Source organism: Bradyrhizobium sp. CW1 (assembly GCF_023100665.1).
Taxonomy (GTDB): Bacteria; Pseudomonadota; Alphaproteobacteria; order Rhizobiales; family Xanthobacteraceae; genus Bradyrhizobium; species Bradyrhizobium canariense_D.
This window is the reverse complement of the sequence record NZ_CP064684.1, coordinates 1,651,921-1,672,803: the sequence shown is the minus strand read 5'-3', so window position 1 is coordinate 1,672,803 and position 20,883 is coordinate 1,651,921. Positions and strand designations below refer to the sequence as shown.

The 20,883-nt window shown below is 61.6% G+C and carries 17 protein-coding genes; 6 read left to right on the top strand and 11 right to left on the bottom strand.

Going from position 1 to position 20,883, the window contains the following annotated elements; translation table 11 throughout:
- Nucleotides 1–134 precede the first annotated feature (134 nt).
- Nucleotides 135–644, top strand: coding sequence for a cupin domain-containing protein (locus IVB54_RS08105; protein ID WP_247400785.1), 510 nt, complete (start codon nucleotides 135–137; stop codon nucleotides 642–644).
- A 481-nt stretch (nucleotides 645–1,125) separates the two neighbouring features.
- Nucleotides 1,126–1,548, top strand: a complete 423-nt coding sequence (locus tag IVB54_RS08095) for a hypothetical protein (RefSeq protein WP_247777144.1) — start codon at nucleotides 1,126–1,128, stop codon at nucleotides 1,546–1,548.
- Between the two features lie 424 nt (nucleotides 1,549–1,972).
- Here IVB54_RS08095 and greA read toward each other — a convergent pair whose 3' ends face one another.
- The 11 genes from greA to IVB54_RS08040 all read right to left on the bottom strand — a co-directional run bounded on the left by greA (nucleotide 1,973) and on the right by IVB54_RS08040 (nucleotide 14,321).
- On the bottom strand, nucleotides 1,973–2,473 hold the full coding sequence (greA, locus tag IVB54_RS08090) for a transcription elongation factor GreA (protein WP_247542461.1): 501 nt from the start codon (nucleotides 2,471–2,473) through the stop codon (nucleotides 1,973–1,975).
- Between the two features lie 533 nt (nucleotides 2,474–3,006).
- Complete coding sequence (gene groL / locus IVB54_RS08085; RefSeq protein WP_247400793.1) at nucleotides 3,007–4,644, bottom strand: chaperonin GroEL; 1,638 nt, start codon at nucleotides 4,642–4,644, stop codon at nucleotides 3,007–3,009.
- 436 nt (nucleotides 4,645–5,080) lie between these two features.
- Nucleotides 5,081–6,214, bottom strand: a complete 1,134-nt coding sequence (locus IVB54_RS08080) for a glycosyltransferase family 4 protein (RefSeq protein WP_247777143.1) — start codon at nucleotides 6,212–6,214, stop codon at nucleotides 5,081–5,083.
- A 1,292-nt stretch (nucleotides 6,215–7,506) separates the two neighbouring features.
- Complete coding sequence (locus tag IVB54_RS08075; RefSeq protein ID WP_247777142.1) at nucleotides 7,507–7,761, bottom strand: PDZ domain-containing protein; 255 nt, start codon at nucleotides 7,759–7,761, stop codon at nucleotides 7,507–7,509.
- Between the two features lie 5 nt (nucleotides 7,762–7,766).
- Nucleotides 7,767–8,915 carry a trypsin-like peptidase domain-containing protein gene (locus tag IVB54_RS08070; RefSeq protein WP_247777141.1) on the bottom strand — a complete coding sequence of 383 codons (1,149 nt, stop codon included), beginning with the start codon at nucleotides 8,913–8,915 and terminating at the stop codon, nucleotides 7,767–7,769.
- Nucleotides 8,916–9,189: 274 nt separating this feature from the next.
- Complete coding sequence (locus IVB54_RS08065; RefSeq protein WP_247400798.1) at nucleotides 9,190–9,552, bottom strand: chaperone modulator CbpM; 363 nt, start codon at nucleotides 9,550–9,552, stop codon at nucleotides 9,190–9,192.
- Nucleotides 9,553–9,568: 16 nt separating this feature from the next.
- Nucleotides 9,569–10,474 carry a DnaJ C-terminal domain-containing protein gene (locus tag IVB54_RS08060; RefSeq protein ID WP_247777140.1) on the bottom strand — a complete coding sequence of 302 codons (906 nt, stop codon included), beginning with the start codon at nucleotides 10,472–10,474 and terminating at the stop codon, nucleotides 9,569–9,571.
- 12 nt (nucleotides 10,475–10,486) lie between these two features.
- Entirely contained in the window at nucleotides 10,487–11,068 is a 582-nt protein-coding gene (locus IVB54_RS08055; protein WP_247400802.1) for a nucleotide exchange factor GrpE, read from the bottom strand.
- 59 nt (nucleotides 11,069–11,127) lie between these two features.
- On the bottom strand, nucleotides 11,128–13,038 hold the full coding sequence (dnaK, locus tag IVB54_RS08050; protein WP_247777139.1) for a molecular chaperone DnaK: 1,911 nt from the start codon (nucleotides 13,036–13,038) through the stop codon (nucleotides 11,128–11,130).
- Nucleotides 13,039–13,286: 248 nt separating this feature from the next.
- On the bottom strand, nucleotides 13,287–13,577 hold the full coding sequence (locus IVB54_RS08045; protein ID WP_247400806.1) for a glutaredoxin family protein: 291 nt from the start codon (nucleotides 13,575–13,577) through the stop codon (nucleotides 13,287–13,289).
- 12 nt (nucleotides 13,578–13,589) lie between these two features.
- Nucleotides 13,590–14,321: a peroxiredoxin gene (locus IVB54_RS08040; RefSeq protein WP_018460200.1), complete on the bottom strand. Its 732-nt coding sequence runs from the start codon at nucleotides 14,319–14,321 to the stop codon at nucleotides 13,590–13,592.
- A 187-nt stretch (nucleotides 14,322–14,508) separates the two neighbouring features.
- Between IVB54_RS08040 and trxA the strand changes: the two genes are divergently transcribed.
- The 4 genes from trxA to IVB54_RS08020 all read left to right on the top strand — a co-directional run bounded on the left by trxA (nucleotide 14,509) and on the right by IVB54_RS08020 (nucleotide 20,299).
- Nucleotides 14,509–14,949, top strand: a complete 441-nt coding sequence (gene trxA, locus IVB54_RS08035) for a thioredoxin (protein ID WP_157643146.1) — start codon at nucleotides 14,509–14,511, stop codon at nucleotides 14,947–14,949.
- A gap of 1,131 nt (nucleotides 14,950–16,080) precedes the next feature.
- Nucleotides 16,081–16,791 (top strand): Crp/Fnr family transcriptional regulator, encoded by a 711-nt coding sequence (locus tag IVB54_RS08030; protein ID WP_157643145.1) that lies wholly within the window; start codon nucleotides 16,081–16,083, stop codon nucleotides 16,789–16,791.
- 309 nt (nucleotides 16,792–17,100) lie between these two features.
- A complete protein-coding gene (locus tag IVB54_RS08025; protein ID WP_247542457.1) occupies nucleotides 17,101–18,615 on the top strand; it encodes an ATPase domain-containing protein in 1,515 nt (504 codons plus the stop codon).
- The gene (locus IVB54_RS08020; RefSeq protein WP_083926593.1) at nucleotides 18,602–20,299 is read left to right on the top strand and encodes an ATP-binding protein; all 1,698 of its coding nucleotides are present in this window, start codon (nucleotides 18,602–18,604) and stop codon (nucleotides 20,297–20,299) included. Before IVB54_RS08025 ends, IVB54_RS08020 begins: the two co-directional genes overlap by 14 nt.
- The last annotated feature ends 584 nt before the right edge of the window (nucleotides 20,300–20,883 follow it).

Below are 20,883 nucleotides of genomic sequence, written 5' to 3'. Positions count from 1 at the left end.
CCGCTGTGTACCACTTTGCGGGGCGGACAAGGACTCAAATTTCAGGTGATTTCGAGGCTTTGCTGGCGCCGCCGGGAAAATCAGAGCGGGTGCAGCGCGCGTTTCGGCAGTGCACAGCAAGGGGCGCCTGCTGCATGCTCGGCAATTTGGACTCCTCCGTCTTGGCTTCCTTTCGTCGTGCGCTAATATTGCGCGCCACACGACTGGATGAGTTCGCCATGCCTGAGATCATTAATCTTGGCGCGCTGCAGCTGACGTTCCTACAGACCAAGGATGAAACCGCTGGCAGCCTCGATCTGTTTGAGATGACGCTACAGCCGAACGCGCGCATGCCAATTCCGCATTATCACGATCGCTGGGACGAGACGATCTATGGACTCAGCGGCATCTCGACCTGGCGGATGGACGCAAAGGACATCGACGTGGCGCCGGGCGAAAGCCTCTTCATCAAGCGGGGCGTGGTGCACGGCTTTATCAACCGTTCGCCTCGACCGGCGACCTGCCTGTGCATCCTCAGCCCCGGCGTACTCGGCCCACAATACTTCAAGGACATGGCGGCCCTGCTATCGGCCGGCACGCCTGATCCGGCCAAAATGAAGGAAACGATGTTGCGCTACGGGCTGGTTCCGGTGATGCAATCCTGAGGATGAGTGCGGCGCGAGCCATCGACTCAGCTGGCCGACGGGGTCGCCATAGCACAAGGGCGAAGGCGCGCTCACCGCTGTCGTAGTGGTCGAAAGGGTGGGCGCTGCCGCGCGGCAATTTCGGGGATGCCTGAGCGTCAATCAGCATGAGAGTGCTGCGAGACGCACTCTCCCCATTGCCAAGCCTTCGCGAGGAGGTAGAATTCGCTAGATTTTGCAGCACTCTTGATTTCCACGTCATGCGTTGATTCTTATGGGGTCTCCCATGTTCGATCCTGCTATGTCCGCGCTTTTGCGCGCGGTGCTGGACGAGGTCTGCGAAAGCGTTTCCCGGGCCGGGACCAGCACCCGCACCCATGTGGCGTCGACAATTCCGGAAGCTGTGACCAGGGGCAACACATCTCGGGACCAACTCAAGCAAATCGGACGCGAAGCTCTCTCCGACGCGCCCACGATGTGGCGCTGATCGCGCGGGGCGGGCATGAACTTCCAGGTGACGGTCCTCAAGATCCTGGTGAGCTATCCAGATGGTTTCGCCGTCATGGAGGACCTCAAGCGCGACATGGCCATCTTGGTGACCAGTGGTCGCGAATGGGCGGACCGGACCAGGCGCCTCGCCGCCCGAGTCCCGGATCTCCACATCTTTTCCCAAGGGCTGGTCGAACGCATCAGCGGTGGCTGGAGGATCACGTCCAAGGGACGGGCAGTGCTCGAGTTCATGGAGGCCCGAACCGCTGCGCCCGAGCCGATCCGGGCGCCCTTGGTCGAGGATGCTACGGCTGCGACAGTCGCTCCGACGCAGGTTCCTCCGCTGCGGCAGCCCGCTGACCGCGCCAAGCGGCGGCGCGAACGCCGCGAACGTCGTCGTGAGGCGCGCGAACGAGCAAGGGCCAACGCGTGTTGAGGTGTCCTACAGAGGTGGCAACGCGCGAAATCAAGACGACGGGAGCCGGATTTGCGCAATGTCGCCGGCCGCGACCGCGCCGCCGGCCCCCACCCCTCGCAGCACCCCACATTAGAATGGAGCGCCGATTTCCGCCGACGAGAGCACCTGCCGCGGTCGATCAGGACACACGGCGTTCGGAGGCCGGTCAGCTCGATCATCGCTGTGGGTCCGAGCTCGATAACGCCCCCGAGCGGCGTTCGCTCGAGGTCCAAGCCTGCGGTGGTGATGCTCTCGCCTAGGTCCCCTGCGATCCTGAGGCGGTTTGTTGAAGTGGTGACCGCGATCGGTGGCGACTGCGGGACCACGTTGCACGTTGCCCTCCAGCGACCAAGCTGGCCTTGGGGCATCAGGCCGCCCGGCCGAACGAGCGTCGGCACTCAGCTCAGCGCCATTCCACGCTGGTGATCCTGTAGGCCTTCGCCGCGCGAGGCGTCAGAACCTCCACGGTTGTATCTTTCGTCTTTCCGATAAGCGCGCGAGCAAGCGGCGAAAACATGGAGATCTTACCCCGTGCGGCGTCGGCCTCGGGCTCACCGACGATCTGCCACCGCCGTTCATCCCCGGTGTCCTCGTCCACGACCGTCACGATGGCACCAAACCTGACCGTATCGCCCGAGAGTTCTGAAACGTCGATCACTTCAGCCCGAGCGAGCTTGTTCTGTACTTCCGCAATGCGGGCCTCGTTGACGTCCTGCTCTGATTTAGCGGCCTGATACTCTGCATTCTCCGCCAGATTCGCATCGTCCGCGATCGCCTCCCGGATGCGTTCGGCAATGCGGGGACGCTCCACCTGAACAAGGTGACCCAGTTCTTGTCGAAGGACCGTATAGCCATCTCTTGTCATTGGCAGTTTCTGAACCGGCTTGTCGAGGTCATCATTCATGACGTAATGCCTGAGCCGGCCGCATCCGAAGCTGGGCGTTGGCGGCACCGTCTCGGTTAATCGCAGCCGCGGAACAATCGGCCGGCCAGCCATCCGTTCCTATCCTTCAGAACGGACCCATTCCATAGCAGGTGGTCGGGAGCGGCACGGCCTTTTCGGCCTTCGTGCCTTCGGGGCGGGCCAAGTCAGCTGCGACTGGGCCGAGCGCGCATCATCAATCTGGGTTGCGAATGCAAGGATCCAAGGAGTGTACGCGCGAGCAGGCCCTGCAGCCGACCACCTGGGCATACTTCACGGCATGCGCGGCTGACGCCGAGCTACTGCGTGCCGCAAAGGACACCGGGTCTGCGGGATGGCCCCGGAACGTTCGGTACGATTGCAAGAATAGGTCATATCCGGCCAAGAACGGCATCGACGCGGCCGTGCCGAGAAGGTTGGCAAGGACAACCATTAATATCGTTTCCGCAACCATACTCATCACCGTTGCGTCGCGGCCAAGGCTGCAACAGCCCTGCACTGGCCGTGCGGCTCGTTTAAGGAGCCATTTCTGCTGCGCCAGCAGGAGCGTTTTGGCCAGCTTCGTTTGATTTCTTCGGCGCCTCCGCCACCATGGCTTCCGTCGTGATCAACAGGGCCGCGATCGAAGCTGCATCCTGCAATGCGGATCGAACGACCTTGGTCGGATCGATGATGCCTTTCGCAAACAGATTGCCGTATTCCCCTGTCTGGGCGTCGAAGCCCCAAGCATAATCCTTGTTCTCGAGGACCTGTCCGATGATGAGTGAAGCCTCTTCGCCCGCATTTTCTGCAATTTGCCGCGCCGGCCAAGCGACTGCTCGTTTGACGATCTCGATCCCATGCCGCTGATCGTCATTTGCCGCCTTGAGCTTCTCCAGCGCGGCTGCGGCGCGGAGCAGCGCCACTCCGCCGCCTGGAAGGATCCCTTCCTCGACCGCGGCACGCGTTGCATGCATGGCGTCGTCAACGCGGTCCTTGCGTTCCTTCACCTCGACTTCGGTCGCGCCTCCAACACGTATCACGGCTACCCCGCCGGCAAGCTTGGCCAACCGCTCCTGTAGCTTTTCGCGATCATAGTCCGAGGTAGTGTCCTCGATCTCCGTTCTGATCTGTCTGACGCGCGCCTCGATTTCTGACTGCTTACCTGAGCCGCTGACGATCGTAGTATTGTCCTTGTCGATCGTCACCTTCTTGGCGCGCCCGAGCATGTTGAGTTGGACTTTTTCGAGCTTGGTGCCAAGATCCTCGCTGATGAAATTGCCACCGGTCAGAATGGCAATGTCCTGCAACATGGCCTTGCGGCGATCGCCGAAGCCTGGTGCTTTGACAGCTGCGATCCTTAGTCCGGCGCGCAGCTTGTTGACAACAAGGGTAGCAAGAGCTTCGCCCTCCACGTCTTCCGCTATGATCAGCAGCGGCTTTCCGCTTTGGACCACCGCCTCGAGCAGTGGCAGCATGGGTTGTAGGGTTGAGAGCTTCTTCTCGTGGACAAGGATATAGGGATCGTCCAACTCGACCCGCATCTTCTCCGTATTGGTCACGAAATAAGGGGAGATATAGCCGCGGTCGAACTGCATGCCTTCGACGACCTCAAGCTCGGTCTCGAGCGATTTGGCCTCCTCCACCGTGATGACACCGTCGTTGCCCACCTTCTTCATGGCATCTGCAAGAAACTGTCCAATCTCCCGGTCTCCGTTGGCCGAGATCGTCGCGACCTGTGCGATTTCATCGTTTGAGGTCAGCTTCTTCGCATTCTTCTGCAGTTCCTCAACGATCCTATCAACTGCCAGATCAATCCCACGCTTGAGATCCATCGGGTTCATGCCCGCCGCGACGGCTTTGGCGCCTTCCCGCACGACTGCCTGCGCCAGCACTGTTGCTGTCGTGGTGCCGTCGCCGGCTTGGTCGGATGTCTTCGATGCGACCTCGCGGACCATCTGCGCGCCCATGTTCTCGAACTTGTCTTCAAGCTCGATTTCCTTTGCCACCGTGACCCCGTCCTTAGTGATGCGGGGCGCCCCGAAACTCTTTTCGAGCACGACATTTCGGCCCTTTGGTCCCAGTGTCACCTTGACCGCGTTGGCAAGAACATCAACGCCTCGGAGCATCTTTTCGCGGGCGTCGGTTGAGAATCGGACTTCCTTCGCGCTCATATCGTCCTCCCGAAGAATTCTGAGCCGTACGGCACGCCTGTGCGCCGTCTTCCGGACAGGACTTGCCGAAGGAAGCAGCGCCTGGTCATCTCGCCTCAAACGAACTAGGATAGTAGTTGCCAGTTTCAAGTGCCGGCTACTGTCCGAGGTCTGGGAAGCGCTGAGACATCGGCATCGATCACATATGATGCCCAGCAAAATCTCCGGTGATGCCCAGCAAAATCTCCGGCAGGCCTAAAGCCCTGAGATGGTCGACGGCGTCACGAGCGCTTTGAATTCACGCGTCACCGCGCGGACGCCCGCCGCACCTTGGCGGCGCGGGGCCGACCGGTTTGCATGCAACGGACGTGCGCTGTTCTTTCGTTGCGCTTCGAACGCGCGGCAAAATGAGCGACTGCAGACCTGGGGCAGGTGGCGCCCGGTGAATGGACGATCCTCAATTCGCCTCGGACTGCGGTCGGGGCGCCGTCACACGCCCGACAGGCTTGGCGATCGAGAGCGAGCGCGCGGCGAGCGCCGAGAACTCGCCTTCCGGGCCTGGACGCCGGCGGGCCATCTTCTGGTAGAGCCTCAGATAATCGGTCGCCATCCGCGAAGCGGAAAAGCGCTCCTCAAACCGGGCGCGGACGCTTCGTCGGTCCAGGGCCAGTACCTCCGGGATCGCCTGCACAGCCTCCTCCATGGTCGAGACAACCCGCCCCGTACGCCGATCTTCGACGATCTCCGGAACCGAGCCGCGTTGGAAGGCGAGTACCGGGGTGCCGCAGGCCATCGCTTCGATCAGGACCAGCCCGAACGGCTCAGGCCAGTCGATAGGAAAGAGCAGCGCAGCGGCCTGGCCGAGGAATTCAGTCTTCTCGCTCTCGTTAATCTCACCGATAAATTCCACTCCCGGTCCATTCAGCATCGGCGCGACGACTTCCCGGAAATAGGCTTCGTCGGCCTTGTCGACTTTCGCTGCGATCTTGAGCGGTATCCCCGCCGCGCGCGCAATGGCGATCGCGCGGTCGGGTCCTTTCTCCGGAGAAATCCGGCCGAGAAATGCCAGATAGCAACCTCGGGGAGCGAAAGTCGGCGTGTGAAGGTCAAGCGGCAGGCCATGATAGACCGTCGCCACGAAGTTTGCGCGGGGGAGTGGCGCGCGTTGCGCATCTGAAATGGACACGAGCGGCATCTTCGCGAAGTGCGCGTAGAACGGCAGGTGGTCGGCTAGGTCCTGGCGGCCGTGCAGGGTGGTCAACGTGCGGCCGGCTTCTGCTCGGAATAAGGGGAAGTGCAGATAGTCGGTATGGAAGTGGAGGACGTCGAAATCGTCGGCGCGCTCGCGAACTTTGTCGAGCTGCAGCATTTGGTGAGGGACTGAATCGCGGACATCAGCGTCGAGCCGCAACGCCCGCGGCGTGCACGAGACCAGCTCGGCGGAGGTGATAGAATCTCCGCTCGCGAACAGAGTGACCTGGTGTCCTTGCTTAACGAGTTCCTCAGTGAGGTAATGGACAACCCGCTCCGTACCGCCGTAGAGCCGGGGTGGTACGCTTTCAAACAGTGGTGCAATCTGCGCAATCTTCATTTCCATCCTCCGTGTGTGCAACGAGTGCGGTCGCGCGGCGGGCTGCTGATTTTGTTCTGACCGGCGGGGCTTTCCCGGTGCTTGGTTCGGACCGGCCCTCCTGCGCTGCGTCGCCTCGTGGAGGATTGCCGATCATGACTCCGCGGGCGACAAAACTCGGCGGGTCGCTGGCAGGGAAGGACTCCAGTAGCGCGGTATCGACCGGGTCGTCTTGCAAGATGGTCATCGTAGCTCTCGCTTGCACCGATTGGAATTCATTGCTTAGCGCTGGGTAGCTGCTTGCAGCAAGAAAATGGGATTGCAGCCCAGGATTTCGCAAGGGCTGGAAAGGTTGTTTGAAGGCGGTCGCTTGAGAGATGTCTGGGCCGGCCACGTGCGCCCAAGCGCGCCAGATCGATTTCCATGACAACTCGGCATCCATCGTTTGTGGGACGATGCGTCTGCCGTCCTTGTAAGGCTGCTTAAGTTGCGGCCGGCGCTTGGTCGAGGGTGCGCGCGGCCGATGGATATCGCGCCGCGCGCACGTCGCCCAATTTAATCGCGATCCCCCATTTTCACGAGGAGCAGCCCCTGCAGATATCGGGGACAATCTCCTCCGCCCGGAACGTGTCCATACTGATGTTACGCTTGGTTCTGGTAAGCCGGCCATGCATCGTTCGTTCGGGCGATGAGGTCTGAACGACTGCGTTCGCACCGTCCGGCCGCTTCGAACGCTTTTGCTCTGCGCCGGCCAATTCTGTCGCGCTCAGCAGCAGTGCCAGCGCTAGTAAAGCTGAAACCAAGGGGCGCCACGCTCGCGCGCCAGCTTCAGCCATCGCGGAAAGTGGCCCGACGCTGCGAATCCTGGATTGTGCAGCGATGCGCCGGGCTGAGCGCCGCAGAGTGCGGCCAATCATGCGCTCTGACGAAGCGCCGGTTGAGAGATGACACGTAGTTTTCATAACCACATCCTCCTAAAAGCAACGTGGATCCAAGCTTCTTGCCTGGTGATCGCGCCAATCCTGCCGAGGCATTGGCAACAAACAATTTAGGAAATCTCCGGCGACGCCTCAAGCATCTCGACTGAATTCCGAACGGAAGCAAAGCATACCGGCCGCCGAGGGGAAGAATGGCTAACGGTTGCTGTGGTTGTAAGTCGCGCTAGTCGCAGTCCTTGCGGCCAGCGCGGCTGCTCAAGGAGCTACGAGCACGAAGTTTCTTACGGCGTCAGGCGTGGCGCGAGCCGGTGCTGGAGGAGCGGGGGTGCCCGGCGCGGCGTTCCGCTCTCCGCAACAGAGAATGCTACTCCTGCTTCAAGAGACCGCGATAAAAAGGGACTGGCCATCGCGCTTGACGCGCAGGAGCACCGGCCTGTTCTCCCGCCGTGCGTTCGTCCACGCCTCGGCCACATCGGACGGCTGATGGACCTCGCGGTTGTTGGCGCTGGTAATGACGTCCCCCGGACGGATCCCGCTTTCGGCAGCCGGACTACCGGGCTCCACATCGCCGACCATCAAACCTGTCGTATCCGCGCCCAGTTGCTTCCGCGCCGGCTCCGGGATCGGCACGAGACTTAATCCAAGTCGCTTGCTCGTCTTATCCGAGTCCTGCAAATCGCTCGTTCCGCTCCGTCGGTCCTCTTGGGCCCGCCGACCGCGACCGTGAGTTCCTCCGTGTTGCCGTTTCGGACCACCGTTAGATTCAACGGCGATCCCGGCTTGGTCCGCGCGACGGCGCGCGACAGGTCGCGCGGTCCGGCGATGGTTTGACCATCAGCGCGGGTGACGACGTCCCCGATTTTGATCCCGGCCTTCTCCGCGGGGCTACCCGGCTCCACGGATGCAACGAGGGCGCCCGTCGTATCGGAACGGCCCAACGCCTGTGCGATTCCGGCTGTCAATTCCTGCAGTCGGACGCCGAGGTAGCCGCGTTCGACTTTTCCGGTGCGGATAATCTGATCCGCGACCGTCTGCGCGGTCCGCGACGGCACGGCAAATCCGATGCCTACGTTGACGCCGAGTGGCGATAGGATCGCCGTGTTGACGCCGATGACCTCGCCTGCGGCGTTGAACAACGGACCTCCGGAATTACCCTGATTGATTGACGCGTCCGTCTGCAGGAAATCGTCGTAGGGCCCAGCTTGAATGTCGCGTGCCCGCGCCGAGAGGACCCCGACGGTCACCGTGCCACCGAGTCCGAAGGGGCTGCCGATCGCGATCGTCCACGCCCCAGGCTCCATCTTGTCGGAATCACCCCACGCCGCTACAGCCATGTTGGGCCGCGGCTCGATCTTGAGCACCGCGATATCCGTCGATGGATCACGACCGACCAGCTTCGCCGCCACGTCGGTTTTGTCCGCGAAGCGGACGTGGATCTCGCTGGCGTTATCCACGACATGATTGTTCGTGACGATGTGCCCCTCGGGGCTGACGATGAAACCCGAACCTAGCGCCGTCCGCTCGCGTGCGCGAGGTTCGCCGAACCGCCGCCGAAATAGCTCGCCAAGGGGCAGGTCGTCCGGAGCCTGGCGCGCTTCGTCTTCGATCATCTGTTTCGTGAGAATCGCGACCACCGCGGGGGCTTTCTGTTTCACAACGGCGGTAAAGTCGGTCGGAACTGCCGCCTGCTGTGCGTGAGCCGGCAGCGTCGTCGAGCAGATTGCGGCACCAAAAGTACTCGCGAACAAGGTGCAGAACAGTCGCGCTTTAAGATTGCCGGCCATAAGACAGTCCTTTCCGTCGAGGCAAACGAGCCCGCCTTCCCGGTTGCGCTGGGCGCCTCAGGGGTCGGGCGGTTTGCGGGCAGTAACGTTGCTTCGAGTGCAGGGTTGCTATCTGAGCCGGCGTTCCGGGAGAAAAGGCTCTGTCGCGACGCCGTACGTCCGCAGTCGCAAGGCCTCTTTCCAGGGTCGGCGATGTGCGGGCGAGCTGGCCCGGGTTGCGGTTGCGGCCGGACGGCACCGAGCCTATCGCCGCATAGGCCGCCCGGGAATTCGGCTAAACGCGGCGTTCGCTGTCCATGCTTTCCCGGGACCACGCCTTGAGCGGGGCACCCCGGATTTGCGCCAGGACACGTCGACGTACCGGCTCATCCTGTGCGGCAATGGCCGACGCGATATCGCGCAACGTTCCGCGCACGCCATACAGCTGATCCAATAGGTCCAGGATGATCGCAATGCCTTCGTCGTTGACGCCCATGTCGCTCTTCAGGTCTCGGATCAGCTGGGCACGGGCGACGTCGATCTCGGCAAACAGCCATTCCTCACCTTCGCTGCTGGGGGCAAGCCAGCCGGCCTCGACCCAGCTCTGGAGGTGCTCGCGGTCGAGCCGCGCGTGAACGAGAAATTCATTGATCTCCATGCGAGGCCCCATTGGTTCACGCTGCATGGCTTGCCCCCGCGCGCCAGCTCGATATCAATCTCTCGAGTTCCGGGTCGGGCTTTTCGGGCAACTTGATGTTTAAGGTGACGTATTGATCTCCTCGCGTGCCGTTGGAGCGCCGAACGCCTTTTTGCTTGAGCCGCAGGACCGTTCCGGTGTTGGACCATTTCGGCACGGTGATGGTGACCGTGCCTGTCGGTGTCGGCACCTCGATCTTGCCGCCGAGCACAGCCTTCTTGAGCGGGATTGCCAGTTCGACATGGATGTCGTCGCCCTTGCGCGTGAACAGCGGGTGTTCGCGCACTTCTATTTCAATCAGGGCATCCCCGGCGGGCCCGCCACCCAGACCCGGCCGTCCCTTGTCGCGAAGCCTCAGTATTTGACCGTCGCGACTCCCGGGCGGAATGGTGACTTCGAGGGCAGAGCCATCCGGGAGCGTGATCTGGCGCCTTGCGCCGTTCACCGCATCAAGGAAGTCGACTTCCATGCGATAATAGACGTCCTCTCCTCTCATCCGGAAAGTCGCGCCGGCGGCTCCGGATCGTCCGCGCCGGCGGAACAGTTCGCCAAACAAATCTCCTTCGTCGTCAAGATCGGAAAAGCCGGCGTCGCTGCTATAGGCCGAGGCTCCGGCACCTTCGGCAAAGTCCCGATAGGAACGGTACCGCGGTCGCTCGGCTCCCGAGGCATCGACTTCTCCTCGGTCGAAACGCGTTCGCTTGTCGGGATCGCTGAGCAGGTCGTAGGCGGCCGAAACCTCCTTGAATTGTTCCTCTGCCCGCTTGTTGCTCGGATTGAGGTCGGGGTGCAGCTTTTTGGCCAGCCGGCGGTAGGCCTTTTGGACCTCCTCCTGCGAGGCGCCCTTCTTCAGGCCCAGTGTTTCGTAGGGGTCGGTGGCCAACGCCTTCTCCTCTCACGTCTCGAAATGGTGGAATCCGTCGTGGTCTCGAGGTTTGACAGCTTCGGAATGCGAGGCTCGTTCCTGCCGTCGCCTCGCAACGGTGACCCGGGCCGGACGCAGCAGCCGCTCGTGGATGACATAGCCATCCTCGAGAACTTGCATGACGGTGCCCGGATCGTGTTCGTCATCCTCCACCTGCATTACGGCTTCGTGCAGGGCAGGATCGAACTTTGCTCCGAGCGCCTCGACCCGGCGGACAGCAAACCGCTCAAGCGTTGAGGTCAGAATCCTCTCGGTGGCTTTAATTCCTTCGAGCAGGGAAGAGTCATCGGTCATATCGGCGCGTCGCTGCTCGGCGGCAGCAATGGCACGATGCAGATTATCGAGCACCGTCAGGAGCTCGCGAGCGAAGTCGGCGATGGCGTACTGGCGGGCATCCTTCGCCATGCGCTCGCCGCGCTGGCGAGTGTTCTCGGCATCCGCCAGCGCGCGCAGCAGCCGATCACGCAGGGCGGTATTTTCCGCCTGAAGAGAATCGCGCTCTTTGGCTTCATAGACAGGCGGCGCCTGCTCGCCCGTGACGTTCCCCTGCATCCGGACCTCCTATCGCGGATCTGTTAAGCGGCTAGAGGAGCTTTGAGAGCCGCAGTGCCTCATCCCGTCTTGCGATCTTTGTCATCCAGCTCCTCGAATTCGGCATCAATCACGTCGGCGTCTCCCCGATCGCCGGATGTTCCGGAGGATTGCGAGCTGCCTGCTCCGCTACCGTGCTGCTGGATTTCCGCAAGACGCTGCGCAGCTTTCTCCAGCTGGGCGACAGCTTCCCGAACCCGGCCGATTTCGTCGCCCTGCATGGCGTCCTTGACCCGGGTGATGAGCTGCCCGACTTCAGCCTTCAGGGCGGCTGGTATGCGCTCGCCCAACTCCTGCATGGTCTTCTCGATCCGGTAGACTGCGGCATCGGCCTGGTTGCGCGTCTCCACCAGCTCTTTCCGCCGGCGATCCTGCTCGGCGTTCGCTTCGGCCTCGCGAACCATCCGCTGAATGTCCGCTTCACTCAGTCCGCCGGACGCCTGGATGCGGATGGACTGCTCCTTGCCGCTCGCTTTGTCCTTCGCGGAAACATGCACGATGCCGTTGGCATCGATATCGAAAGTGACCTCGATCTGCGGCATGCCACGGGGAGCGGGTGGAATTCCCACCAGGTCAAATTGGCCGAGCAGCTTGTTGTCGGCGGCCAGCTCGCGTTCGCCCTGGAACACACGCACAGTGACGGCACTCTGATTATCCTCTGCAGTCGAGAACACCTGGCTGCGTTTCGCGGGAATGGTAGTGTTACGGTCGATCAGCTTGGTCATCACGCCGCCGAGCGTCTCGATTCCCAAGGACAGGGGATTGACGTCGAGCAGGAGCACGTCCTTCACGTCGCCCTGCAGCACGCCGGCTTGAATGGCGGCCCCGATGGCCACGACCTCATCGGGGTTGACGCCCTTATGGGGCTCGCGCCCGAACAAGGCCTGGACGGTCTCCTGCACCTTGGGCATGCGGGTCTGGCCGCCGACCAGTACGACTTCATCGATCTGACCAGGCTCCAGACCGGCGTCCTTCAGGGCAGCCTGGCATGGTGGGATGGTTTTCTGGATGAGGTCGTCGACGATCGCTTCCAGTTTGGCTCGGGTCAACCGGATGTTGAGGTGCTTGGGTCCGTGCTGATCCGCGGTGATGAACGGCAGATTGACGTCGGTCTGTGTGCTGCTGGACAGCTCGATCTTGGCCTTCTCCGCAGCGTCCTTGAGACGCTGTAGCGCCAGGCGGTCGTTCCGCAGCTCGATGCCGCTTTCTCTCCTGAATTCATCCGCTAGATAGTCGATAATGCGCTTGTCGAAGTCTTCGCCCCCTAGGAAGGTGTCGCCGTTCGTCGCCTTGACCTCGAAGACGCCGTCGCCCACCTCGAGGATCGAAATGTCAAACGTGCCGCCGCCCAGATCGTACACCGCGATCTTGCCGGTGGCCTTCTTCTCCAGTCCGTAAGCGAGTGCCGCCGCAGTGGGCTCATTGATGATGCGCATGACCTCCAGGCCGGCGATGCGGCCTGCGTCCTTCGTGGCCTGGCGCTGGGCGTCGTTGAAGTAGGCCGGCACCGTTATGACCGCCTGCTCGACCTTCTCTCCCAGGTGGGCCTCCGCGGTTTCCTTCATCTTCGTCAAGATGAACGCGCTGATCTGGCTGGGACTGTACTTTTTCCCTCTGACATCCACCCACGCGTCACCGTTCGGTCCGGCTATGATCCGGTACGGGACCATGTCCTTGTCCTTCTGGGTGAAGGAATCGTCGTAGCGCCGGCCGATCAGGCGCTTGATCGCGAAGATCGTGTTTTCGGGATTGGTGATGCTTTGGCGTTTCGCCGGCTGCCCGACGAGTACTTCGTCCGTGTCGGTGATCGCAACCATCGACGGGGTGGTGCGCGCGCCCTCGGCGTTCTCGATCACCTTAGCGCTGCTTCCCTCCATCACGGCTACACAGGAATTCGTTGTACCAAGATCAATGCCGATTGCCTTTGGCATGGTAGATATCCCTGATTTGCGTCTTCAACCCCTAGCCGCGTCGCTCCTCTGTCGAGCGGCGAATTTTGCCTCATAACGAGGGCTGTACCCGGATGTTCCTCGGGTTCGATCGGTCCCGCGGCGCACGTCTCCTGTCGCGTTCAACTGGATCAATAATTAATTGCATGCGGCTTTCTGAGCGGGCGCCACGCCGAGCCCCGCTGCGCCAAGGCAGGGGGCCCGGCGCTGACGCATCGCCCTGCCGCTGCTCAGCGATATCCGGCGCGGGTCAGCGCCCAATCGAGTTCGCGCAAGGAGGGCTGAACGAGCACCTGACCGCCGACCGTGATCGTCGGGCTGCCGATGCGGCCGCCGGCCAGCCATTCGAGCTCGTCGCGGACCTGCGGATAGCTATCCCAGTCCACGAAACGGTAAGGTACGCCAGCCCTGTCGAGATGCCTGCGCACCATCATGGTGATGCCGCACCAGCGGCTTCCATAGATGACGATTTCGCCGATGTTGGGCCGATATCCGGATCGTGAAGAAGTCGTCGTGTACATGACTTAGCCTCCTTAAGCAGCTTTGCGGGTGTTCAGCCCGTTCAGGACCTCCAGCAGCTCGTAGATGTCGGGCACGTGCTGGAGCTTGGGCGAGACATGGACATAGCGGATGACGCCCGTGTCATCGATGACGTACAGCGCCCGCTCGGAGAATCCGTCTTTGTCTCGCCAGACATTGTATCGCTTGGCGACTTCGCCCTTGGGGTTGAAGTCGGCAAGCAGGGGGAACTTCAGTCCCCGAACGGCCGCCCAGGCGCCGTGGCTGTAGAGACTGTCGACGGAGATGCCGACGAGTTCGACACCCCTGCGCTGAAACTCCTCGATCTCTTGCTGGTACAGATCGAGCTGTCGACTGCAGCCCGGGCTCCAGTCGAGCGGATAAAACGCCAAGACAACCGGCCGGCCACGGAAATCGGACAGGCGCACCGTACGACCGTTTGCGTCGGGGAGGGCGAATTCGGGCGCCACCTGGCCAATCTCGAGGGGCGTGCTGACGGCATCACCTTCCATAGCCGGGGCGTGCTGATGCAGTTCAACGATGTCCTCGATGTTGGGGCCTGGTCTGGCCTGCGCGGGACCGGAAGGCCCCACTGCGCGCCACAACTCCTGCACCATTCCGTGCAGCGTCGAGATAGCCTGCTTCTCGGGCCCCTGCGCAAGTTGGGGTGCGAGGGCGGCGAAGTCCCCCTCCAGTTGTTCTAAGCGGCTGGAACGAACGTCCAGTGGACCTGCATGCGTATCCATGGCTGTGCTCCGTCGTAAGATCTTTCCTTTCTGTTCAGTCTGTTCAGGAGGCGGGCGAGCGCGGACGCGCCGCCGCTCGCGATTGATATAGGAGCGCGAGTGAATCGCGCCACCCTATCCAGGCTGGCAACGGCTGCTCTTCATAACCAGATCCCAAGCAACAGCCCGCAACACAGGATAGATGGAGATGACCGTGGAAAAACGTCGTGTCGTTTGCCCAAAGTGCGACAGCATCAACGCCGTACCGACAAGCCGGCCGGCAGAGAAAGCCAGGTGTGGCCGCTGCCATGCGCCGCTTTTCGAGGGCGCCCCGGTCGAGCTCGATGCCGCGCGCTTGCGAAAGCACATTGCCAATTCCGATGTGCCCGTGATCGTCGACTTCTGGGCACCGTGGTGTGGTCCGTGCCAAGCCATGGCACCTATCTTCGCGCAGGCTGCCCGGAGCCTCGAGCCCCGAGCTCGCTTCGTCAAAATAAACGTAGACGACAATCCGCAGGCGGCGCGCGACTATGGTGTCCAAGGCATTCCGGCCCTCTTCGCGCTGAACCGCGGCGAAGTGGCTGCCCGCCATGCCGGAGTGGCCGAGGCGAACCTGCTGAAAGGCTGGGTCGAACGATTGGCTGGATGAGACCAGTTTCCCCGGTCGCGAGGTTTAGCTGGCCGTGTTTGGGGCGGCGAACAGGCAGATGAAAACTGAAGGCCATTCTGAAGTCTCCGCAGAGCTTTCGCGTTTGTCGCGCAGACGATTCGAGGGAGGGACTCCAATGAAGTTCCGGACCGCTTGTCTACGCCTTGTAGCTTTGGTGGGAAGCGTAGGGTTCACCCCAGTGGCCTTCGCCATGCCCAACGGTCTGCCCCATGCGCAGCAGCTCGCAAAATCCGGTGCCGGAGTGGAAGGGGTGCGCTGGATCTGCAATCCTTGGGGCCGCTGCAGGTGCCGCCCAACTTCTATGGCGCGTACGCCTTCTATCCGCCGCCGCCGTCTGTTTACTTCGCCCGGCGCTGCTGGGCACCAGGGTTGGCACCGGCACTGGTGGTGAATCGCTAAGGCTCAGGCCGCTTGGACTCCGACCGACTCGTCGTCAGCGGGGCCACGAGCTCTGATAATTTCGACTACATCAACAATTGTTAAGGACGGCGCTCCCCGCGTTGGGCACGTTGGTCTGCGCGGTCTTCAGAACCGGCGGTGCTCACTGGCTTGCCCTGCGCGGCAAGCCTCCGCTGGAGGCCGCTTGAGTGGCCGCCAAAATGAACCAAACGTGAGGCGGTCTGCTGATGACGGACGCAGCTATATTTCGCAAGCAAGCCGAAGAATGCCGCGAGCATGCCCTGAAGGCTATTAGCTCGATCGAAAAGCAGAGATGGCTTCTCCTTTCCGAGAAATGGCTTCGGCTTGCGCAGGGTGCTGACATTGGGCTTGCCAGTTAAGTGCGCAGGGCAGCTGCCAAGCGCTTCTTGGCTCTACAGCGGATCGGCGTCGCGAGGTGCAAAGCAACACGCCCTCGCGCCCCCGTTAACTTTTCTGGGCCCGCCGGAATGCTGGCAGGATGGCCACACTCGGTCCCCGACGAACATTGAGGAACCAGCGTCGGCGTCTCAAGCCCCGATCGAGATCCGCATCCACTCCGGAGGCGTTCTTCCCGCGTCGGCCGGAGCATAGGAACGTGTGAAAGTGCTCCCGGTTGCTTCGGCTTGGATAGCCATTGACGATCGGATCACTGCAGTGCCCCAGCGCCCGGCCGGCCCCCAAGACGCCGAAATGATGATCCGCAAGTTGCGGGTCAATACAAGATTGAGGGAGGATGACGTCTCCGCGCTTAGGAGGCTTTCGGTTCAGGTCAGACAGATCGAGGCCGGGTCTCTCATTGTGAGAGAGGGCGATCATCCGCAATACTGCTGCTTCTTGCTAGATGGATTGGCATGTCGGTCGAAAATAGCTGAAACGGGCAAGCGACAGATCGTGTCATTCCACATCCCGGGGGACATGCCCGACCTGCAAAGCCTCTTCCTCGAAACCATGGATCACGACTTGACGGCAATGTCGAAGGCAAAGCTTGGCTTCGTCAGCCATTACGCCCTGCTGGAGGTTGCCAAGGCGCGATGGTCAGTGGCCCAGGCGCTCTGGCGCGACACTCTGGTCGATGCCGCGGTTTTTCGAGAGTGGATCGTGAATCTCGCGGCCAGATCCGCACCCGCGCGATTGGCCCACCTCATGGCCGAACTGCGGGAGCGGTTCGCCGCGGTCGGGCTGGTCGCCGGACAGCAATTTGCGCTTCCGATCACCCAGGTCGATTTGGCCGACGCACTTGGGCTCACGCCCGTTCACGTCAATCGGGTCATCCGAGAACTCCGGGGTGATGGCGTACTGGATGTGCGCAGGAAGATGGTCAGCCTTACCGATGCAGCCAAAGTGGCGAAAATGGGCGGCTTCAACGATCGCTACTTGCACAAGGGCCAGAGCGACACCTGAAGCTACTCTGCGCGTCACAAGTGTTAGCACGTGATGGAAACCATCACGCCTAAACTGCTGGCCGCAATCGGACTTCGCCAAACAGTTCATTGCGCGCGAGCTCGTCCTGGCTTCCTTCGGATAGGTGCTTGACAAATCCGCATGGTTTCGTTGCAAAGTAGTGCCGTCCGAAGGATTTGCAGGACCTCGGTGCCTTGTTGGGCCTTGGTGACACACCCTTGGGAAGCCAAATCTTATCATCTGTCACCTTGCTGATCGAGCGAAGGAGTTGTTCCGCGCGCGACGGCGCGCCCGCTCGACGAGAGGAACATGAAGGGATTGAACCGCAGCAAAGCTTCAAGGAAGATATCGACCGGCATCGATGGTTTTGATGGCATTCTCGACGGAGGCTATGCCTCCAACAGGGTGCATCTGGTCGAAGGGCAGCCCGGCACCGGAAAGACCACGCTCGCCCTGCAGTTCCTGATGCAGGGGGCGGCAGTCGGCGAACGCTGTCTCTACATCACGCTGTCCGAAAGCAAGGACGAACTGGAGCAGGTTGCCGAAACCCACGGATGGGATCTTCGCGGGATCGACATCTTTGAGTTGGTTCCGGCCGAACTCAGTCTGGATCCCCAGCAGCGGCAGACCGTGGTCTACGCCTCCGACCTGGAACTCGGTGAGACGACGAAGATGACCTTCGACGAGGTGAAGCGCGTTACGCCGTCTCGCGTGGTCTTCGACAGCCTGTCGGAAATCCGCCTGCTGGCGCAAAACCCGCTGCGTTATCGTCGGCAGGTGATTGGGTTGAAACACTTCTTTGCTCAGCAGGGCTGCACCACATTATTCCTGGACGACCTGACCGAGGAGGGCGACGATCAAAATTTGCACAGCCTGGTGCACGGCGTCATTCGCCTCGAGCACTACGCCCTTCAGTACGGCGCCGAGAGGCGCAGGCTGCGCGTGTTCAAGATGCGCGGCCGAAGTTTTCGCGGGGGCTATCATGACTTCCTGATCCGGAAGGGCGGCATTGCCTTGTTCCCGAGACTGGTCGCAGCCGAATACGCGGACGGTCAGCAGGTTGCGGAGCCGATTCTCTCAGGGATTGCCGAGCTGGATCAACTGTTGGGAGGCGGGCTGGACCGGGGCACCAGCACCCTTCTGATGGGGCCTTCCGGATCTGGCAAATCGTCGATCGCCATGCAATTCGTGATGGCTGCGCTTCGGCGAGGCGAGCGCGCACTCTTCGTAACGTTCGACGAGACCAAAAGCATCTTGAATAAACGCGCGGCAGGAATGGGCTGGAATCTCGCCGGACCAATTGAGGGCGGTCAATTGATTCTGGAGCAGGTGGATCCGGCTGAACTGTCTCCCGGTGAGTTGACCGGAATGGTGCGCCGCCGGGTGGAGGTTGAGCGCGTCCGCATCGTGGTCCTGGATAGTCTCAGCGGTTACCAGAACGCGATGCCGGCCGAGCAGTTCATGCTTCTGCTCATGCATGAGACGCTGACCTATCTGAACCACCGCGGGGTCGTGACGATTCTTACGCTCGCGCAACATGGTCTCATCGGCCCGATGCAGTCCAGCGTCGATCTGACCTATCTCAGCGATACCGTGCTTCTGCTTCGCTTCTTTGAGGCCGCGGGAAGGATCAGAAGGGCCATTTCGGTCCTGAAGAAGCGGACTGGCCGCCATGAGGACGAGATCAGGGAATACCGGCTCGATGATCGCGGAATCATGGTCGGTCCTCCACTGTCGGAATTTCAAGGGGTTCTGTCCGGATCGCCGACCTATACAGGCCAACACAAGATTCTGCTTGGAAAAAGCCCGAATGGCGCGGCGTGAGCATGTTGAAAATGGGCCTGCGCTTGTACTGGCGCCGGTCGGTAGGGATGCGGCAGTAATCTGTTCGATGCTGCAGGCTGACGGCACTTTTGCTCTTGAGCAGCGGAGCCTTACCGAGCTGGTGGGCAATCTGGGCGAGGCGGCAGCCGCCGTGATTGCAGAAGAGGCCTTGACCCACGAGGATCGCGGCAGCCTTGCGCGGTGGATCCTCAACCAGCCGCCATGGTCGGATTTTCCTTTTGTCCTGCTGACGCTGAGGGCAGCGCGCAATCCGCAGCCAGATCTCGTCGAGTTGCTCGGAAACGTGACCGTGCTCGAACGGCCCCTCGCTGCGGCTTCGCTCAAGAGCGCGGTCAAAGCGGCCGTCCGGGCGCGGGTAAAGCAGCGACAGACTGAAAGCTATCTGGATCAGTTGACACATCTGACCGACTCGCTGGAACGGCGCATCGAGGATCGTACCCACGAATTGGCGAATGCAAATCGGCGGTTGATGGCCGAAATGGTTGAGCGCGAGCGGACCGAAGTCGCGCTTCGCCACGCCCACAAAATGGAGGCCGTGGGACAACTCACCGGTGGCATCGCACACGACTTCAACAACCTGTTGACGACCATCATGGGCAATCTGCAGCTGCTTGGCTTGCGCATCGAGGACGAGCGCCTCCAGCGTTACCTGCGCAACGCCATGCACGGGGCGGAACGCGGCGCCAAGCTGGTGAAGCAGCTCATGGCATTTTCGCGTAAGCAGCACCTCGCACCAGAGCCCATCGACATCAACGAGCTTGCCGGAGTGGTCGCCGAGCTCCTGTCGCGGACGATCGGGACCGGCATCCGCCTTGAAGTCGCCACCCAAGAGGGCTTGTGGCCGGCGCTGGTCGACCCCACCCAGCTTGAACTCATGCTTCTCAACCTTGCGTTCAATGCACGCGATGCCATGCCGACGGGTGGCACCATCGTCATCGAAACTACCGCTCTGAACCGCGTCCCCGACCAACTGGCGAGCGAGCTCAAAGCAGGGCAATATGTGTGCATCTCCGTCAAGGACACCGGCACGGGCATGCCGCCGGATGTTCTGGCCCGTGCCTTCGATCCGTTCTTCACCACCAAGGCTCCCGGCAAAGGCACGGGCCTCGGTCTGTCACAGGTCTACGGCTTCGCCCGCCAATCCGGTGGGACGGTCAAGATCGAAACCGAGCTCGGTCGAGGCACCGTGGTCCGCATCTTCCTGCCTCGTTCGACTGAGGCCGTCGTTGCCGGCCAGGGATCCAGCGAACCGACGGCGTCTGCGAGGGGGACGGCTCTGGTTATCGACGATGATGCTGACGTGCGCGAAACGACCGGCGGCATGTTGGAGACCTTAGGTTACCGGGTCGTAGCCACTGATGACCTCGAAGCCGCGTTGGCAGCTCTCGGCCGAGAGAGCGTTGACCTAGCGCTGGTTGATTTGGCCATGCCGAAGATTTCCGGAGTGGATGTAGGGCGGCAACTACGGCAACGCTCGCCGCGCCTTCCCATTCTGTTTTGCAGCGGCTTTCCAGACCTGATCGAGGAGAATAGAAAGCGCATCAGCAAGGAGGCATTTCTCAGCAAGCCTTATTCCCTTGCGGATCTCGCGGCAAAAATTGAAGCGATCTCAGGCGCAAAGCCCATTGCTGTCGATCCGTCCGCGGCCGTCATGAACGGCTGACCGGCAGGGCTGCACTCAGCCGTTGGGCCATCTTGCGCGAGTCCGCGAGCTAGAGCCTAGGTTCACCGTAGAACGGCTTGGGCGTCGATCACCAACCTGGTGCCACGTAGTCGACCTCGGCAAGATACCCGTAGGGCGGCAGCGGCGCGCGATATACCGGCGCGGGCACATAGACGGGGCGCCTCACCACGACGGTCCGCTCGCGGACGATTGCTGCGGGCGGCTCCATGATCGGCCGCCGTACTAAGTAGGTTATCGCCGGTGGTAAGATCGGGGGGTACGGATCCAGATAGATTGTCTGCGCAAACGCAGTGCCCAGGCCGGGGCCAAGCCATCCGGTGACGGCCAAGCCCATGACCACGAGTAATCTCGGTACAGCTTTCATCTCTCGCCCTCAAATTCAAGCGCTTGGCGGTCGAACGGGCACGGCTCATCAAAGTTCCTTTGACCGCTCGCAAATGCGACGCTTGAGCGAGTGGCTCGAGCTGAGCACGCGCGGGGACAGGCGCAGGCATTCTGTACCATTTGAAGCACGGTCGCTCGCGAGCTGCCGCCTCGCCACGAACTTCAGTCGAGCTAAACTT

Coding starts and splice junctions, on each gene's coding strand:
- IVB54_RS08020 (WP_083926593.1), top strand. CDS start 18,602: ATGGCGCGGCGTGAGCATGTTGAAAATGGGCCTGCGCTTGTACTGGCG.
- IVB54_RS08105 (WP_247400785.1), top strand. CDS start 135: ATGCTCGGCAATTTGGACTCCTCCGTCTTGGCTTCCTTTCGTCGTGCG.
- groL (WP_247400793.1), bottom strand. CDS start 4,644: ATGAGCGCGAAGGAAGTCCGATTCTCAACCGACGCCCGCGAAAAGATG.
- IVB54_RS08025 (WP_247542457.1), top strand. CDS start 17,101: ATGAAGGGATTGAACCGCAGCAAAGCTTCAAGGAAGATATCGACCGGC.
- IVB54_RS08080 (WP_247777143.1), bottom strand. CDS start 6,214: ATGAAGATTGCGCAGATTGCACCACTGTTTGAAAGCGTACCACCCCGG.
- IVB54_RS08055 (WP_247400802.1), bottom strand. CDS start 11,068: ATGCAGGGGAACGTCACGGGCGAGCAGGCGCCGCCTGTCTATGAAGCC.
- IVB54_RS08070 (WP_247777141.1), bottom strand. CDS start 8,915: ATGGCCGGCAATCTTAAAGCGCGACTGTTCTGCACCTTGTTCGCGAGT.
- IVB54_RS08095 (WP_247777144.1), top strand. CDS start 1,126: ATGAACTTCCAGGTGACGGTCCTCAAGATCCTGGTGAGCTATCCAGAT.
- IVB54_RS08030 (WP_157643145.1), top strand. CDS start 16,081: ATGATGATCCGCAAGTTGCGGGTCAATACAAGATTGAGGGAGGATGAC.
- trxA (WP_157643146.1), top strand. CDS start 14,509: ATGACCGTGGAAAAACGTCGTGTCGTTTGCCCAAAGTGCGACAGCATC.
- IVB54_RS08040 (WP_018460200.1), bottom strand. CDS start 14,321: ATGGATACGCATGCAGGTCCACTGGACGTTCGTTCCAGCCGCTTAGAA.
- greA (WP_247542461.1), bottom strand. CDS start 2,473: ATGAATGATGACCTCGACAAGCCGGTTCAGAAACTGCCAATGACAAGA.
- IVB54_RS08065 (WP_247400798.1), bottom strand. CDS start 9,552: ATGGAGATCAATGAATTTCTCGTTCACGCGCGGCTCGACCGCGAGCAC.
- IVB54_RS08045 (WP_247400806.1), bottom strand. CDS start 13,577: ATGTACACGACGACTTCTTCACGATCCGGATATCGGCCCAACATCGGC.
- dnaK (WP_247777139.1), bottom strand. CDS start 13,038: ATGCCAAAGGCAATCGGCATTGATCTTGGTACAACGAATTCCTGTGTA.